16 protein-coding genes and 1 pseudogene are annotated in these 16,400 nt (G+C 62.0%); 7 read left to right on the forward strand and 10 right to left on the reverse strand.

Annotation, left to right across the window (positions count from 1 at the left end):
• Window positions 1-35 precede the first annotated feature (35 nt).
• From glyS to AB8A38_RS15110, 6 genes are all read right to left on the reverse strand, one after another.
• Window positions 36-2,264 carry a glycine--tRNA ligase subunit beta gene (gene glyS / locus AB8A38_RS15085; RefSeq protein WP_439086500.1) on the reverse strand — a complete coding sequence of 743 codons (2,229 nt, stop codon included), beginning with the start codon at window positions 2,262-2,264 and terminating at the stop codon, window positions 36-38.
• Window positions 2,264-3,196 carry a glycine--tRNA ligase subunit alpha gene (locus tag AB8A38_RS15090; protein ID WP_439086501.1) on the reverse strand — a complete coding sequence of 311 codons (933 nt, stop codon included), beginning with the start codon at window positions 3,194-3,196 and terminating at the stop codon, window positions 2,264-2,266. Before AB8A38_RS15090 ends, glyS begins: the two co-directional genes overlap by 1 nt.
• A gap of 406 nt (window positions 3,197-3,602) precedes the next feature.
• Window positions 3,603-3,794 carry a hypothetical protein gene (locus tag AB8A38_RS15095; RefSeq protein WP_439088527.1) on the reverse strand — a complete coding sequence of 64 codons (192 nt, stop codon included), beginning with the start codon at window positions 3,792-3,794 and terminating at the stop codon, window positions 3,603-3,605.
• Between the two features lie 108 nt (window positions 3,795-3,902).
• Entirely contained in the window at window positions 3,903-4,787 is an 885-nt protein-coding gene (locus tag AB8A38_RS15100) for a S49 family peptidase (RefSeq protein WP_439086502.1), read from the reverse strand.
• A 234-nt stretch (window positions 4,788-5,021) separates the two neighbouring features.
• Window positions 5,022-5,798 carry a tRNA1(Val) (adenine(37)-N6)-methyltransferase gene (locus AB8A38_RS15105; protein WP_439086503.1) on the reverse strand — a complete coding sequence of 259 codons (777 nt, stop codon included), beginning with the start codon at window positions 5,796-5,798 and terminating at the stop codon, window positions 5,022-5,024.
• Between the two features lie 4 nt (window positions 5,799-5,802).
• The gene (locus AB8A38_RS15110; RefSeq protein ID WP_068733164.1) at window positions 5,803-6,030 is read right to left on the reverse strand and encodes a putative signal transducing protein; all 228 of its coding nucleotides are present in this window, start codon (window positions 6,028-6,030) and stop codon (window positions 5,803-5,805) included.
• 236 nt (window positions 6,031-6,266) lie between these two features.
• On the opposite strand from AB8A38_RS15110, the gene AB8A38_RS15115 reads away from it, so the two are divergent.
• Window positions 6,267-7,277: a polyprenyl synthetase family protein gene (locus AB8A38_RS15115; protein ID WP_089262468.1), complete on the forward strand. Its 1,011-nt coding sequence runs from the start codon at window positions 6,267-6,269 to the stop codon at window positions 7,275-7,277.
• Between the two features lie 10 nt (window positions 7,278-7,287).
• On the opposite strand, the gene AB8A38_RS15120 is transcribed toward AB8A38_RS15115, so the two are convergent.
• Complete coding sequence (locus AB8A38_RS15120) at window positions 7,288-8,289, reverse strand: NADP-dependent oxidoreductase (RefSeq protein WP_439086504.1); 1,002 nt, start codon at window positions 8,287-8,289, stop codon at window positions 7,288-7,290.
• Between the two features lie 57 nt (window positions 8,290-8,346).
• Window positions 8,347-9,162: an oxidoreductase gene (locus AB8A38_RS15125; protein ID WP_439086505.1), complete on the reverse strand. Its 816-nt coding sequence runs from the start codon at window positions 9,160-9,162 to the stop codon at window positions 8,347-8,349.
• A gap of 89 nt (window positions 9,163-9,251) precedes the next feature.
• Between AB8A38_RS15125 and AB8A38_RS15130 the strand changes: the two genes are divergently transcribed.
• A complete protein-coding gene (locus tag AB8A38_RS15130; protein WP_439086506.1) occupies window positions 9,252-9,683 on the forward strand; it encodes a winged helix-turn-helix transcriptional regulator in 432 nt (143 codons plus the stop codon).
• A pseudogene (locus AB8A38_RS15135) lies at window positions 9,677-9,799 on the forward strand (polyprenyl synthetase family protein); the annotation flags it as partial. The gene AB8A38_RS15130 and the pseudogene AB8A38_RS15135, both read left to right, overlap by 7 nt.
• A 19-nt stretch (window positions 9,800-9,818) precedes the next feature.
• Here the strand turns inward: AB8A38_RS15135 and AB8A38_RS15140 are convergent.
• Window positions 9,819-10,709, reverse strand: coding sequence for an AraC family transcriptional regulator N-terminal domain-containing protein (locus tag AB8A38_RS15140; RefSeq protein WP_439086507.1), 891 nt, complete (start codon window positions 10,707-10,709; stop codon window positions 9,819-9,821).
• Window positions 10,710-10,842: 133 nt separating this feature from the next.
• Here AB8A38_RS15140 and AB8A38_RS15145 point away from each other — a divergent pair, with 133 nt between their 5' ends.
• Entirely contained in the window at window positions 10,843-11,598 is a 756-nt protein-coding gene (locus AB8A38_RS15145) for an SDR family oxidoreductase (protein ID WP_439086508.1), read from the forward strand.
• Window positions 11,599-11,667: 69 nt separating this feature from the next.
• Here the strand turns inward: AB8A38_RS15145 and AB8A38_RS15150 are convergent, their stop codons facing one another.
• Complete coding sequence (locus tag AB8A38_RS15150; protein WP_439086509.1) at window positions 11,668-12,513, reverse strand: alpha/beta hydrolase; 846 nt, start codon at window positions 12,511-12,513, stop codon at window positions 11,668-11,670.
• A 147-nt stretch (window positions 12,514-12,660) separates the two neighbouring features.
• Between AB8A38_RS15150 and AB8A38_RS15155 the strand changes: the two genes are divergently transcribed.
• From AB8A38_RS15155 to AB8A38_RS15165, 3 genes are all read left to right on the forward strand, one after another.
• Window positions 12,661-14,085, forward strand: a complete 1,425-nt coding sequence (locus AB8A38_RS15155) for an amidase (protein ID WP_439086510.1) — start codon at window positions 12,661-12,663, stop codon at window positions 14,083-14,085.
• A 361-nt stretch (window positions 14,086-14,446) separates the two neighbouring features.
• Complete coding sequence (locus tag AB8A38_RS15160; RefSeq protein WP_439088528.1) at window positions 14,447-15,682, forward strand: MFS transporter; 1,236 nt, start codon at window positions 14,447-14,449, stop codon at window positions 15,680-15,682.
• A 30-nt stretch (window positions 15,683-15,712) separates the two neighbouring features.
• On the forward strand, window positions 15,713-16,375 hold the full coding sequence (locus AB8A38_RS15165; RefSeq protein ID WP_439086511.1) for a sulfite oxidase-like oxidoreductase: 663 nt from the start codon (window positions 15,713-15,715) through the stop codon (window positions 16,373-16,375).
• The last annotated feature ends 25 nt before the right edge of the window (window positions 16,376-16,400 follow it).

Raw genomic sequence — 16,400 nt, forward strand, 5'->3', positions numbered from 1 at the left:
GTCGGCGTCGCTCCCGCCCCGGAATGACAAGAGCCTTAGTCTTGAATCTTCGAGAAATCCGCCACCGCACGCGTTGCCGCACGAATCTCGTTCAACAGCTTCAGGCGATTTTCGCGCACAGCCGCGTCGTCGTCATTGACCTTCACCTTGTCGAAGAATGCATCGACCGCGGGGCGCAGCTTGGCCATGGCGGTCATCGCACCGGCAAAGTCTTCCCTAGCGACGGCGTCGCTCGCTTCCGGTCTGACCTCGGCAATCGCCTTGGCCAGCGCCTTTTCTTCGTCGAGCTTGAACAGCGCGGCATCGGGCGCGCCGTCGAAGGTCCGCTTGTCCTTCTTCTCCTCAATGGCGAGGATGTTTGCCGCCCTCTTATATCCAGCAAGCAAATTTTTGCCGTCGTCAGACTCGAGAAACTTCCCAAGTGCCTGAATGCGTCGCGTGACCATTAAGAAATCGTCACCGTATAAACCGCCGAGTGCGAAAACAGCATCGACCAGATCATGTCGAGCTCCGCGTTCGCGCAAATAGAACTTCAACCGCTCTGCAACGAACTGAACAAAGCTAAAGTAAGCAATAATTGCCCTTGCTGATCGATATCTTTCAGCAACCGTCGGGAATACTGCCCCAGAGGCCCTCAAACTATCCGCGAACTCCTTAGAGACAGAGGCGAGAAGCTTGTTCAAGTCTTCCTCATCTCCATTGAAGGGCGAAACTCGATCCTGCGCTTCCCCAATTAGACGCGTCAGGAAGTCTTGAAATGGCAGTCGAGTGCCATTTTCCAATATAATCCTGATCACCCCGAGAACCGCTCTACGCAGCGCAAATGGATCTTTCGATCCGGTGGGCTTTTCATCTATGGCCCAAAAGCCGACTAAAGTGTCCAGCTTGTCTGCTAGCGCAACAGCAACGCTTACTGGGTCGGTTGGCACGCTATCGCCCTGCCCCTGCGGCTTCCAGTGATCTTCGCTCGCAGCGGCGACCGATGTATCCTCGCCATGGGCCAACGCGTAGTACTTACCCATCAAGCCCTGCAGCTCGGGGAATTCGCCAACGACTTCCGTCAACAAATCCGCCTTCGCAAGCTTTGCGGCGCGTGCCGTCTTCGCCGGATCGGCACCGACCAGCGGCGCGATCTCGCCGGCGAGACGCGCAATGCGCTTGATGCGTTCCGCCTGCGTCCCAAGCTTCTCGTGAAACACGATCTGCTCGAATTTCGGCAGCCGGTCTTCCAGCTTCGTCTTGAGATCCGTCTCGTAGAAGAACTTCGCATCCGACAGGCGCGCGCGGATGACGCGTTCGTTGCCGGCGATGATCGCGGTGCCGCCATCGCTCGCTTCGATATTGGCGGTGATGACGAACTTGTTGGTCAGCTTCTGCGTCTTGGGATCGCGGACCACAAAGCATTTCTGGTTGGCGCGAATGGTGGCGCGGATCACCTCGTCCGGGATCGACAGGAAGTCCTTGTCGAACGAGCCCATCAGCACGACCGGCCATTCGACCAGGCCAGCGACTTCGTCGAGCAGCGCGGGGTCTTCGACCAGCTCATAGCCCTGTGCAAACGTCAGCTGCCGCGCATCGGCCAGAATGATCTCCTTGCGGCGCTCGGGATCGAGCACGACCTTGGCGGCCTGCAGCTTCGCTACATAGTCGTCGAAGCGACGCACCTGGATGGCATCAGGCGCGAGGAAGCGATGGCCGTAGGTGGTCTGGCCGACACTGACGCCGCTGAGGTCGAACTGCACCACTTCCGGTTCTTCGGTCTCGATGCCGAAGGTGGCGACGATGGAATGCAACGGGCGCACCCAGGTCAGCGCGCTCGATTTGATCGACTGCTCACCCCAGCGCATCTGCTTCGGCCACGGGAAGGTGCGGATGATGAGCGGCAGGATCTCGGCCAGCACGTCGACCGTCGGCTTGCCCGGCTTTTCCGTCAGCGCGATGTAGAAATCGCCCTTGGGGTCGCGCTGGATTTTTGCCTCATCGAGCGACGCGAGACCCGTCGCTTTGAGGAAGCCCTGGATCGCGGCTTCGGCGCCGCCGACGCGCGGTCCCTTGCGCTCCTGCTTGAGGTCGGACTGGCGCGCGGGAATGCCGTGCACCGTCAGCGTCAGACGACGCGGCGTCGCAAAGGCCTTGGCGCCTTCATAGACGAGACCTTCGGCAACCAGTCGGTCGGTCACGATGCGGCGCAGGTCTTCCGCCGCCTTGGCCTGCATGCGGGCGGGAATTTCTTCGGAGAACAGTTCGAGGAGAAGATCAGGCATCAGGCAGCACTTCCGGCTTCGGTATGCACCCACGCTTCGCCGCAGGCCTTGGCGAGTTCGCGGACGCGCATGATGTAGCTCTGGCGCTCGGTGACCGAGATCACGCCGCGCGCATCGAGCAGATTGAAGACATGGCTGGCCTTGATGCACTGGTCGTAGGCCGGCAGTGCCATCAGATGTTCTTCGCGCTTGCCGCCCTTCCAGCCCGCATCGAGATACTTCTTGCAGGCGGCCTCGGCCATCTTGAACTGCTCGAACAGCATCGCGGTATCGGCATGTTCGAAATTGTGCCGGGAATATTCCTGCTCGGCCTGCAGGAAGACGTCGCCATAGGTCACCTTGTCGGCGCCGTCGCGGCCGTTGAAGTTGAGATCGTAAACGCGGTCGACGCCCTGCACATACATTGCGAGGCGTTCGAGACCGTAAGTGAGTTCGCCGGCGACCGGCGCGCATTCGACGCCCGCGACCTGCTGGAAGTAGGTGAACTGGCTGACTTCCATCCCGTCGCACCAGCATTCCCAGCCGAGACCCCAGGCGCCCAAAGTCGGGCTTTCCCAGTCGTCCTCGACGAAGCGCACGTCATGCAGCGCGGTGTCGATGCCGATGGCTTTCAGCGACTGCAGATAGAGATCCTGCAGATTCGGCGGTGATGGCTTCATGATCACCTGGAACTGGTAATAGTGCTGCAGCCGGTTCGGGTTCTCGCCGTAACGGCCATCCTTCGGCCGGCGCGACGGCTGCACATAGGCGGCCTTCCAGGGCTTCGGCCCCAGCGCGCGCAAGGTCGTCGCGGGATGGAAGGTGCCGGCACCCATTTCCATGTCGTAGGGCTGCAGGATCACGCAGCCCTGCTCGGCCCAAAACCGCTGCAGAGCGAGAATGAAGCCCTGGAACGAACGTTCCGGGCGCATGTGCGGAGGCAGGGAGTCCATGGTGGTTTCTGGGCCGTTTTTCCGGGGATTCGCCAAGGGGATCAAGGCGGATCAAAGCGCGCGGACCGTATCGGCGCGGCCTTCGGGAATCAAGGCAATGCAGCCGGATTCGGCGGTAACCGGCGGGTAACCGCACCGGCAACTGGCCTGATCCGCAGGGGCAGTCGTTAAGTGCTGCGCGCTATCCTGACGGCATCGATGGGAACGAACCCGGTCATCGGGACTTACCCCAGCGAAAGGCTCGAACAATCCAAGTCGCGCGGGCCGAAGACCTCCAAGTCTTAAGTTGTCCAAATCTCCAGGGCCAAGGGACCTCCAAGCCTGAAAGCCCAACTTTGTCGCCGGTCTCGAGGACGTGCCCCGTCCTCAGGCCGGCGCAAATGTTTTGGGGGCCTGTTTGCGGCTCCTAGCCCGGCCGATAGGCGCCCGTGACGGGATCGCGGCGCAGGGTTGGGACTTCCGTGGTCTCGCTGCGTTCGGCGACCCGCGCCTGGCGGGCTTCTTCCAACTCATGATTGATCCGCTTGGCGGTTCGATAGGCCCAGCGGACAACGGCTGCGCTCCCAAGCGCGCCTGCAAGTGCGACCAGCGGCGGCATCTGTCGATTCCTGTCGTTCATCTCAAGCCCCCTGCCGATAGTCTCGCGCAACCGCCGGATTCCTGCAATTGGCTTTTAAGCCACCAAATGCCGCGCAATACCGTCCTGCTAAAAGCCGTATTTGGACCACAGCGCGCGAGTCTCCAGCGCCGAGATCAGTTGATCCGGTAATTCCGAAAATCCGTCGAGCGAGAGCTGCGAGCCCGCGCCTGATTTGCGGCCGAGCAGACCCGACAACATGCCGGATGGCTGCGCGATCACCGGCATCTGCACCTTGTCTCCATAGCGTGCGCGCAGCACCGAGCGCAGATCGCCGATGGCATCGCTGAGGCCGAGCGCGATGGATTTTTCACCGGCCCAGTATTCGCCCGAGAACAACACATGCTCGGCGCCCTTCAGCCGGGGACCGCGGCTCTCCTTCACGAGATTGATGAAGATGGCGTGGATTTCGCGCTGAAGCGATTTCAGCCGCGCCACATCATCGGCATCTTCCGGCAGGAACGGATCGAGCATCGCCTTGTGCTCACCCGCCGTATAGAGACGCCGCTCGACGCCGATCTTCTTGATCAATTCCTGAAAGCCGAAGGTGCCACCGACCACACCGATCGAGCCGACGATCGAGGATGGATCGACGAAAATTTCATCGCCCGCGCAAGCGATCATGTAACCGCCGGACGCAGCGACATCCTCGACGAACACATACACCGGTAGTTTCTTCTCCGCCGCGAGCTGGCGGATGCGCAGATAGATCTGCCGCGACTGCACCGGCGAGCCGCCCGGCGAATTGATCACCAGTGCGACAGCCTTGGCATTCTTGATCGCGAATGCCTTGTCCAGCAGCCTTGCCACGCCCGCGAGCGACAATCCCGGACGCAGCGGCGTGACGGCGCCGATCGTGCCGGACAGACGCACCACCGGAACGACTGCAGATGCGCGACGGAAACGCGCAGGCAGCAGCCTTGTGATCGCCGCTTTTAAATTGGATTCGCTCATTCAAATTTCCTCGACATTAACCAACTTTTATCACGCTGCTGTCATTGAACCGAGAGACGCTTTCAGCGTTTGAAAACCATAACAGGCCTTTACGCCGCAGCGGGAGAAGACATGAAAATCTATCTGCTCATGCTGATCATCGGTACGCTGCTCACGGCGATCCACTTCACGTCGACGCCGCAGAAACGTTCCGAAACAGCTCCTCAATAAACAACACGCTGACTGCGGCATCGCCTAGAGCGATGTCCGAAGCGACGACCACGGCAGAACAGCCTGCCCGGCCAGCACGCGCTGGATATGGAGATCAGGCGCGCCATCCGCATCCCGCAGCGAGATGCCGAGGTCAATTGCCGCAGGCGCGCGGCCACCCTTCACAGCACGCACCAACACCCTGATCGCCGGCGCGGTCGCATCGCCATGCACCGGCATGATTGCGACGCTGCCGAAGCCGCGGCCCAGCGCCGCCAGCACATCGGCCAATCCGTCCGCGCGCCAGATCAGCGTCAGCACGCCGCCGGATTTGAGCAGCCGCCGCGCGGCGTGAATCCATGTCTGCAGCGTGTCCTCGGTCGCGACATGGGCGATCTCGCGCGATTTGTTCGGCGAGGCGCGATGGCGCGCGGGATCGTTGAAGGGCGGATTCATCAGCACCGCGTCGGCGCTGTCTTGCGGCAAACCTGCGGCAGCGAAAACATCGGCGCTCGCGGCGATATCGAGCGTGACGACATCCGCCGCAACACCGTTCGCCGCGGCGTTTTCTCTCGCTAGTTCAGCGAGTTGCGGATCGATCTCGACCAGTGTCAGGGACACGCCGGGGACACGCCGCGCCAGCGCCAGACCGGCCGTCCCCACGCCTGATCCAAAATCGACGACCTTGTGACCGTCTTGCGCCGACGTTGCAGCGGCCAGCAGGATCGCGTCATGGCCGGCCCGATGGCCGGATTTCGGCTGCCGCAGCCGCAATTGGCCACCCAGGAAGCCGTCCTCCGTGGTCACGATCGCGTCAGCCATCACATCAATCCTGCGGCCGCAGCTCGTGGGCCAGTCCGGCATCCGTCAGCACGCGACGCGCCTGCAGGTCATCGTCTTCATGGACCAGGATCCGGCGCGGAATGATACCCAGCGATCCTTCGATCACGCTCATATTCTGGTCCAGCACCAGATGGTGGATATTCGCGCCATCGAGCAGCGCGCCCACCGCCGAGACCAGCACCACATCGTTCGTCCGCATGATTTCGCGCAATTGGAGGTCGCTCCCTGCCAGTAACCGGGTGTGTATCTATAGGGAAGTCAAGGTTCCGATGCCCTTGCCGCGCCGCTGCGCAGTTTCTATTGTGCGGCCCGATATCGGTCGACGGCAATTCAGCAGATGGGGACACCTGTTTTCAACGTGAATTCGCCCTATTTGAATATAAGCGCTGCCAGTGCCTGCCTTTTTCATGGCCCGACGAAGCGCCCTTGTAATTCGGAGAGCCCAGCGTGGCGGTGATTGTTCCCTTCGAGAGTCACGCGACAGCGTCGATCGACCAGTTGGTCAGCCTTGTCGCCCCTGACATGGAGCGCGTCAATGCGACGATCCTGTCGCGGACCGGCTCGGAAGTCACCATGATCCCCGAGGTCGCCAACCACCTGATCTCCTCGGGCGGCAAGCGGCTGCGCCCGATGCTGACGCTCGCGATGGCCAATCTCACCGGCTACACCGGCGATGGCCATATCAAGCTCGCGGCCTCCGTCGAATTCATGCACACCGCAACGCTCCTGCATGACGACGTGGTCGACCAGAGCGAACTGCGCCGTGGCAAGCTGTCCGCGCGCATGCTGTGGGGCAACGAGGCCAGCGTTCTTGTCGGCGACTTCCTGCTCGGCCAGGCCTTCCGCATGATGGTCGAAGTCGGCTCGCTGCGCGCGCTCGATATTCTTTCCTCGGCAGCCGCCACCATCGCCGAAGGCGAAGTGATGCAGCTCGCCGCCGCCAAGAACACCGCGACCACTGAAGACGAATATCTTGCCGTCATTCGCGGCAAGACCGCCGAACTGTTCGCCGCGGCCTGCGAAGTCGGCCCGGTGATCGCGAACCGTCCGAAGGCCGAGCAGACCGCGTGCCGTTCGGTCGGCATGAATCTCGGCATTGCCTTCCAGCTGATCGACGACGTGCTCGACTACGGCGGCAAGGCCGCCAAGCTCGGCAAGAATGTCGGCGACGATTTCCGCGAGGGCAAGATCACGCTACCCGTGGTGCTCGCCTTCCGCCGCGGCAACGATGCCGAGCGCGAATTCTGGATCAAGGCGCTGGAGCGCGGCGAGATCGGCGAAGGCGACCTCGATCACGCCATTGGCCTGATGACCAAGCACCGCGCGCTGGAAGACACGATCAACCGCGCCCAGCATTACGGCGCCATGGCCGTCGATGCGCTGGCGCTGTTTCCGTCGTCACCGATGAAGACTGCACTGGAGCAGGTCGTGGCGTTCTGCCTGGCCCGCACGCACTAAGGGCCAGACGTCACTGCACCGCTATGACAACCTTCCCCTTCGCACGGCCGGTCTCGACATAGGCCAGTGCATCCCCGGTGTTCTCGAACGGGAACACCTTATCGACGACCGGGCGGATCACGCCGGCTTCGATCAGGGACGTAATCTCACTCAACTGCTGCCCCTGCGCGCGCATGAACAGGAATGAATAGCGTATGCCGAGGCGCTTGGCCTTTTTCCTCACGCCACGGCTCAGCAGGCGTATGACCAGTTTCAGGAACGGGTTCAGACCAGCTTCCGCGGCGAAGGCCGGATCTGGCGGACCGGAAATAGAGATAAGCTGGCCACCCGGCTTGAGTACACCCAGAGATTTATCGAGCGTCTTTGAATCCTGACTGTTCAGCACAAGATCGTAGCCAGACAGGACCTTCTCGATATCCTGTGTGTTGTAGTCAATGACCACATCCGCCCCGAGACTTTTGACCAGTTCGGCATTCTTTGCGCTGGTCGTCGTCGCAACTGTCGCGCCGAGATGCTTGGCGAGCTGGAGGGCAAAAGTCCCGACACCACCGGAGCCGGCCTGAATGAAGACCTTCTGACCGGGCTTCACCTTGCCCACTTCGACGAGCGCCTGCCATGCCGTGAGCCCTACCAGCGGGATGGAAGCCGCTTCCGTCATGGTGAGATTTTTCGGCTTTAGCGCCAGGTCGTCTTCATTGATGGCAATGAATTCGGCGAATGTACCGACCCGATGATCGCGCGGCCGCGCATAGACTTCATCGCCCACCTTGAACCGGCTCGCCCTGGATCCTGTCCTGACAACCGTTCCGGCGACGTCGTGACCCAGGATAAAAGGCGGACGATAGGGAAGAATGAGCTTGAACTCTCCATCCCGAAGCTTGGAATCCAGCAGGTTCACAGCTGTGGCGTGAACCCGGACCAGGACGTCAGTGTCCTGCACCTCCGGTTCCGGCACGTTGGCCAGACGCAGAGCGCCGCCTTTCTTATAGCGATCGATCAAGAATGATTTCATCGGACTAACTTTCGTTTCTGTGGCAGCCGGCAGCGCGAGCCATGCGGCGATACAAGCTTATGCGGGAAGCCCGTTGAATTTCCGAAGAGCGTTGTCGACGAAGGACTCGGGCAGGAAGCGGCGCAGAAAGCGGACTTGTCCTGCAGCTTTTCCAGCGGTGTAGCGTCTCTTGGGCGATCCCGCATTGGCCGCCCTGACGACAGTTTTGGCGACCACTTCGGGTGCATCGCCCTTCGCAACGATCTCGCGCATCAGCTTCTCCGCGTCGGTGCGAACCGTATCGTAAACCGCAAGCGGCCGGTCCGGTCGCGTGATGTTCTCTTCGAAGGACGTGCGGGTCACACCGGGCTCGACAAGCACGATGCGGATGCCCTGCGTTCGCACTTCGTGGTCAAGCGATTCGGAATAGCCTTCGATGGCGTGCTTGGTCGATGCGTAGAGTGCGTTATAGGGCGCGGGAATCAGTCCGAGTATGGAGCTAAGGTTGATGATCCGGCCTCTGCCCTGCTGTCTCATCACGGGCAGAACGGCATTTGTCACGCGTATGGTGCCGAACACGTTCACGTCGAACACGGCTTTCGCCTGTGCCGTCGTGGATTCCTCAGCACCGCCCAACAGTCCGATCCCGGCATTGTTGACGAGAAGATCAATCCGCCCGGCGCGGCTTTGAACCTCGTCAACGACGCTCTGCACGGAGGCATCGTCGATCACGTCGCAGATCAGCATCGTGATCCCGTCCGAGGTATCGGGCATCGGCTTTCGGCTGGTGCCGAAGACACGGTAGCCATCGCGCTGCAGCGCTCGGGCGGTCACTAGCCCGATACCGGAGGAAGCTCCCGTTACCAGGGCAATGCCGCGTTCTGTCTTGCTCATCGGCTTCCGCTTTCATTTTCGCATGGAACATCGATGAACAGTCAGTTACTATCGAATCAATAGTAAGTCACTACTAAAAAGATATCGACATGAAGAATCTTTCGGACCAACCATGCCTGATCGCCCGCAGCCTCGCGATTGTGGGGGACGCATGGAGCATGCTGATCATGCGCGACGCCCATGCGGGGCTGACCCGTTTCGATGATTTCCGCAAAAGTCTCGGGATCGCGCCGACGATGCTGACGGGGCGGTTGTCAGCCCTGACCGACGAAGGAATGCTGGAGAAACGCCGCTATTCCGACCGTCCGCCACGGGACGAATATGTGCTGACGGAAGCGGGCCGCGACTTTCTGCCGGTGCTGTTTGCGATCGGCGCATGGGGACGCAAGCATCGCGGCGGGGGCGACGTCACCCGGTTCTTCGACGCAGAGCGCGGCACCGAGATCGATCCCGTTACCATCGACCGCGTGACCGGCGCACCGGTCGGAACACGGCCCATTCGCGTCGCCGCAATCGAATGAGCCGCACGCAGCATCGCGGCGCCATGGCCGTCGATGCGCTGGCGCTGTTTCCGTCGTCACCGATGAAGACTGCACTGGAGCAGGTCGTGGCGTTCTGCCTGGCACGGACGCACTAAGGCGCCTTCACGCTCCCGATCACGCCACAGCGCGCGCTTTCTCCCGCGCTGCCTCGATATCGCGTGCCGGCGGTGCGCCGAACATGCGGCCATATTCCCGGGTGAACTGCGGCACGCTCTCATAACCGACGGCGAAGGCTGCGCTGCTCGCGGCCGCGCCTTCCCACAACATCAGCCGCCGCGCCTCGATCAGGCGCAACCGTTTCTGAAACTGCAGCGGCGTGAGTGACGTCACCGTGCGAAAATGCTGGTGGAATGACGACGGGCTCATGCCCGCAACATCTGCAAGACGCTCGACCAGTACCGGCCGCGCGAACTCGGTGCGCAACACCGCGACCGCGCGCGAGACACGCTGCGCGTGGCTGTCCGGCCAGCCAAGCCGTCGGATCGCCGGCCCATGGCGACCAGCCAGCAGCCAGTAATGCATCTCCCGCACCAGCTGCGCGCGCAGCACCGGCAATGACGCCGGACGATCAAGCAAGCGCATCAGCCGCAACGCCGCGTCCGCAACTTCGGCATCGGTGGGCTCGACCCGGACACGCGCGAGATCGGCGCTTGGCTCCGCTTTCATCTCGACAACCAGTTCGGCGATCACGGCCAGATCAAGTTCGAACACCAGCGAGAGATAGGGCGCGGCAATGCTCGCCCGTGTGATCTGACTGACGATCGGAACATCGGCCGTGATGATCAGCGAATCCCCGGCAGCGAAGACAAAACTCTCCGTCCCCATGGTCACATGCTTGGTACCCTGCACGACGAGGCAGATCAGCGGCTGGAAGATCGCGTGGACAATGTCGCTGGGTGTGGTTGCGCGCACGGCTGCAAGGCCCAGGATCGGCGTGATCGCGATGCCGGCACTGTCGGCATGGGTCTCTGTGTAACGGCGAACGGCATTGAGAAGCGTGGTCATGAGGCTCAGCCTACATCATCGTAAATGCACCAGCACATGATTTTGGAGGATTAGGCAAGGAACGTCGAGCTTCGGGCAACCAGCCCTAGTTCGTCGGGGCGATATCGGAATGGTCACACCACAGGAGCTGACCATGACCAAGATTACCCTCGTTACCGGCGCCAGCCGCGGTCTCGGCCGCAATACCGCTCTCAACATCGCCCGTCACGGCGGCGATGTTGTCCTCACCTATCAAAGCCGCAGCGAAGACGCACAGGCTGTCGTCTCTGAAATCCAGCGCATGGGCCGCAAGGCGGTGGCGCTGCAACTCGACACCGCCAAGATTGCCGGCCTCGCCAACTTTGCTGGTCGTCTGCGAACAGCGCTGCGCGAAACCTGGTCGCGCGAGACGTTCGACCATCTCGTGAACAATGCCGGACACGGCGATTATGCACTGATCTCCGACACCACCGAGGCGCAATTCGACGGGCTGGTGAACGTCCATTTCAAGGGCGTGTTCTTTCTCACGCAGGCACTGCTGCCACTGATCGCAGACGGCGGCCGCATCGTGAACCTGTCGTCCGGACTGACCCGCATGTGCCTCCCGGGCTACGCCGCTTATGCCGCCATGAAAGGCGCCGTCGAGGTGATGACCATGTATATGGCCAAGGAACTGGGTAGCCGCCGGATCACCGTGAACACAGTGGCGCCCGGCGCGATCGAAACCGATTTCGGCGGCGGCGCCGTGCGTGACAATCCGGACATCAACAAAACGATCGCCGGCATGACCGCCCTTGGCCGCGTCGGCCTGCCCGACGATATCGGGCCTATGATCGCGAGCCTGCTGTCGGCGGGTAATCGCTGGGTGAACGCACAGCGGATCGAGGTGTCGGGCGGACAGGGGCTGTAGACAAAGCAATCCCGGCGCTGACGAACGGCGCCGGGAGACATCTCGCATAATTCAAGTTGCTGGTCTGATTTAAACTCGCGCCACCAACTCCTTGATCAGCGTCGTGATCCGCCCCGTCGGCGATTCCAGCTCTTTCATGATCGAGAAGTGATCCGCGCCCGGGATCTCCTCATAGCTCACCGGCAGACCGTGCTTTGCCCGATGCACGGCGAGGTCCGCGGTCTGCTGGCGCAGGATCGGCAACTCGCCGCCGCCGACCACCAGCGCCAGCGGCTTGTTCGGGCCGCCATCCTGCAGCAGCGGCGACTGGCGTTTCGACATCGCCTCGTCGAGCTTGAGCTTCTCGTTGAGATAGGACGCACGGATCGGCTCGAGATCATAGATGCCCGAGATGGCGACGCCGCCCTTCACTTTCGGATGCGACAGCGTTGTCGATGTGAGATGACCGCCGGCCGACCAGCCGGACACCACGATGCGGTTCGGATCGCCGCCGAGCGAAGGCAGCTTCTCCACCAGCGCATCGACGCCGGCATGCATCTCAGCCACGATCTCCTCCAGCGTCGCGTCCGGCGCCAGCGTATAGCCGATCGCAGCGACGTTGATGCCGTGGGCGATGGGACCTGCAGCGAAGCAGGTGAAGAAGTCCTTCGAGCGCATCTGCCAGTAGCCGCCGTGAATCAACAGCAGTGTCGGCCCGCCATCGGCCGCCTTGATGAAATCGAACCTATTGCGCTCGCGTGGACCGTAGGCAACGTCGAGATGCGCAGGGTACTTCGCCTTCATCGCGTCAGAGCGCTGGCCCCATCCGGCGGCGATGTCGGCGCTGCCCGCAACGGCAGTCGAGTTGTTCAGACCGGCATCGCGCTGTTCGCGCGTCATCGCGCGCCAGTTGGAATCGCCGAAAGGCTTACTCATGGTTGCATCCCTGCATTGTGTGAGGCGACTTGGGTGAAAGAGATCTGGCCTGCGAGTCCCATTTATCCAGAAAATGGTCTACACGGCTACGTCGGGATCGACATCCCAAGCATACGAATTGCTCTGCATCCGAAATTGGAGACGTGCGTGGCCTCTCAGCAAGATCTCATCAAAGCAACGGCCTGCGCCGTGGTCGATCAACTCAATGCCGGGACGGTAACGCCGCTCGACCTGCTGGACGCGCTGGAAGCGCGCATCAAGGAAGTCGATGGCCAGGTCAACGCGCTGCCGATCCTGTGTTTCGATCGCGCGCGCGATGCTGCGAAAGAGTTGATGAAGAAGCCGCTCGGCGAACGCGGCATCCTTGCCGGCCTGCCGGTGCCAATCAAGGATCTCACTGCGGTGGCCGGCGTACGCACCACGCAGGGATCGCCGATCTACAAGGACGTGGTGCCGACCAAGTCCAACGTGCTGGTCGAACGCCTCGAAGAAAACGGCGGCGTGATCTATGCGAAGTCCAACACGCCTGAATTCGGCGCCGGCGCCAATACGTTCAACGAAGTGTTCGGCGCGACGCTGAATCCGTGGGACCTGTCGAAGTCGGCCGCCGGCTCATCCGGCGGCGCCGCGGCAGCACTTGCCAGCGGCACGGCGTGGATTGCCCATGGCTCCGACATGGGCGGCTCGCTTCGCAACCCCGCGAGCTTCTGCGGCATCGTCGGCCTGCGTCCGAGCGTCGGCCGCGTTGCGTCCACGCCCGCCGTGGCGCTCGCCCGGATGGTGAGCGTGCAGGGCCCGATGGCCCGCACCGTGGAAGACCTCGCATTGATGCTCGACGCCATGAGCGGCGAACATCCTGCCGATCTGATCTCGCTGCCGAAACTGCCGACTTTGTTCCGCTCCGCCGTGCGCGCCGGCACCAAGCCGAAGCGCATCGCCTATTCACCGGACCTCGGCATCACGCCGGTGGATCCGGAAGTCGCCGCCCTCACTCGCAAGGCGGCAGAGAAGTTCGCCGACGCCGGCGTCATCGTCGAGGAAGCGCATCCCGACCTGCGCGAAGCCCACGAATGTTTTCATGTGCTGCGCGCCTATGACTTCGCGATTTCGAAGCTCCAACTGCTCCGCGACAAGCGCGATCAGCTGAAGCCGGAAGTAATCTGGAACATCGAGCAGGGCTTGAAGCTCACGGTCGATGACCTGGCGAAGGCGGAAGCGCAGCGTGTCACGCTGGCGGCGCGGGCCTACGAGTTCTTCCAGACATACGACCTGCTGCTGTGCCCGGCGACCATCACGCCGCCCTTCCCGATCGAGCAGCGTTATCTCGCCGAATGCAACGGCACCAAATTCGACAACTACGTGCAGTGGCTGGGCATCGTCTATGCGATCACGCTGACCTGCTGCCCGGCGCTGTCGATGCCCTGCGGCTTCACCTCGACCGGCCTGCCGGTCGGATTGCAGGTGGTCGGCCCGCCGCGCGGCGAAGCCTCACTGCTCGCCGGCGCACGCGTGCTGGAGGACATCCTGGGTCTGCGCGACTCCACGCCGATCGATCCGCGCCTGGCGAAGTAACGGAACTCCGCCCTCATACTCGCTCGTCCTGGCTGACCTTGTGCCAGCCAGGACGATGCCTTTGGGCGGGACCGCCCGGAGTACTGCTACCCTATATAGACTTTTGTCTAAGCCACATTGTCCCACGTCGCGGCTAGTCATGTGCGGCCGCGGCCGGGATGCAGGCATCGCCTGACAGAACGATCCTGCCAGCAGCAATGCATTCCGCGGCATTGGCTTTTCGTGCCGAGCGTGGCAACGGGACATTTCATTTCACGGAATACGAGGGTTCTACGTGGCAGATTCATTCGCACCGCCGGCGGACGGCAAACTCCATTTCGACGATGCTAAAAAACGCATCAAGGCGATCTTCATCGGCTCGATGGGCAATCTCGTCGAATGGTATGACTTCTACGCCTATACCGCCTTCGCATTGTATTTCGCGCCGGCCTTCTTCCCGAACTCCGACCCCGTCGTGCAGCAGCTCAATGCGGCCGTGCTGTTTGCCGCCACCTTCCTGATGCGGCCGCTCGGCGGCTGGCTGTTCGGCTATCTCGCCGATACCTATGGCCGTCGTATGTCGCTGACAATCTCGGTTTTGTGCATGTGCTTCGGCTCGCTGATCATCGCCTGCACGCCGACCTATGCCACTATCGGCATCGCGGCACCGATCCTGCTCGCACTCGCCCGCATCATCGAAGGCCTCAGCCTCGGCGGCGAATACGGCGCCAGCGCCACCTATCTCTCGGAAGTTGCCGATCCCAAGCATCGCGGCTTCTATTCAAGCTTCCAGTACGTCACGCTGATCGGCGGCCAGCTGACCGCGATCATCGTTCTCCTGCTGCTGCAGAAGGTATTCCTCACCGAGCAGGAGCTGAAGGACTGGGGCTGGCGCATTCCGTTCGTGATCGGCGCGGGTCTTGCGGTCTTTACCGCCGTGATGCGTCGCGACATGCACGAGACTGACCAGTTCGTTGAAGCGAAGAAGCAGGCCAAGCCAATGGGGTCGCTGCGCGCGCTGATGGCCTATCCGCGCGAATTGCTGCTGGTTGTCGGCCTCACCGCCGGCGGCACCGCAGCGTTCTATACTTTCACCACCTACATGCAGACCTTCGTGAAGCTCTCGGTCGGCCTCACCGCGGACCAGACCACCACGGTGATCTTTGGCACGCTGATATTCGCCTGCCTGCTGCAGCCGATCTATGGCGCGATCTCCGACCGCATCGGCCGCAAGCCGCTGCTGATCTTCTTCGGCGTTGCCGGCACGCTGGCAACTGTTCCGATCCTGACAGCGTTGCAGGCCACCAAGTCGCCATTCATGGCATTCCTGCTGATCTGCGGCGCCTGGGTGTTCGTGGCCGGCTATACCTCGATCAACGCGGTTGTGAAGGCCGAACTGTTCCCGACCAATATCCGCGCCCTCGGCGTCGGCGTGCCCTATGCGCTGACGGTGTCAATCTTCGGCGGAACGGCGCCGGCGATCGCGCTGTACTTCAAGCAGATCGGTCATGAACAGTGGTTCTACTATTATCTGTCGGGCATGATCTTCCTGTCGCTGCTGATTTACGCCACCATGCGCGACACCAAGCATAAGTCGGCGATGCACCGTCACGAGTGACGGCCGCAGTCTAGACAAGGAGCGTCAGCCATGACCGAGGATCACACCCCGCCGGAATCCAAGCTGACGCAGACCAAACAGCGCTGGGCGCGCGAAGGCCGGTTTCTCACCGGCAAAATTGCGCGCCCGGACGACCAGCGGCTCCCGCCCGGCCAGCACCTGACCCAGGACTGGCCGGTACTGGATCTGGGCATCACACCCGACGTCCCCCGCGAGCGCTGGCGCCTTGATGTCTACGGCGCCGTCGAGACGCCGCTGTTCTGGGATTTCGGCCAGTTCCGCGCACAGCCGCAATCGACCTTCATCTCTGACATCCACTGCGTCACCACCTGGTCGCGTTACGATAACCAGTGGGAGGGGCTTTCGACCCGCGCGCTACTCGATGCGTGCCAACCGAAACCCGAGGCGCGCTTCGTCGTGCTGGAATCCCATGACGGCTACACCACCAACCTGTCGTTGGAAGACTTCGCTGCCGAGGACGCACTGCTGGCGCATTCGTGGCAGGGCTCCCCGATCGAGCGCGACCATGGCGGCCCCGTGCGCGTGATCGTGCCGCATCTGTATTTCTGGAAGAGCGCCAAGTGGCTGCAGCGCATCCAGTTCGTGACTGATGACCGGCCCGGCTATTGGGAAGTCCGCGGCTATCACAACCGCGGCGATCCCTGGCAGGAGCAGCGATATTCGGACGATTGATAGCGACGCGTTGATGGAAACCTGA

Source organism: Tardiphaga sp. 839_C3_N1_4, from assembly GCF_051811045.1.
Lineage (GTDB): Bacteria > Pseudomonadota > Alphaproteobacteria > Rhizobiales > Xanthobacteraceae > Tardiphaga.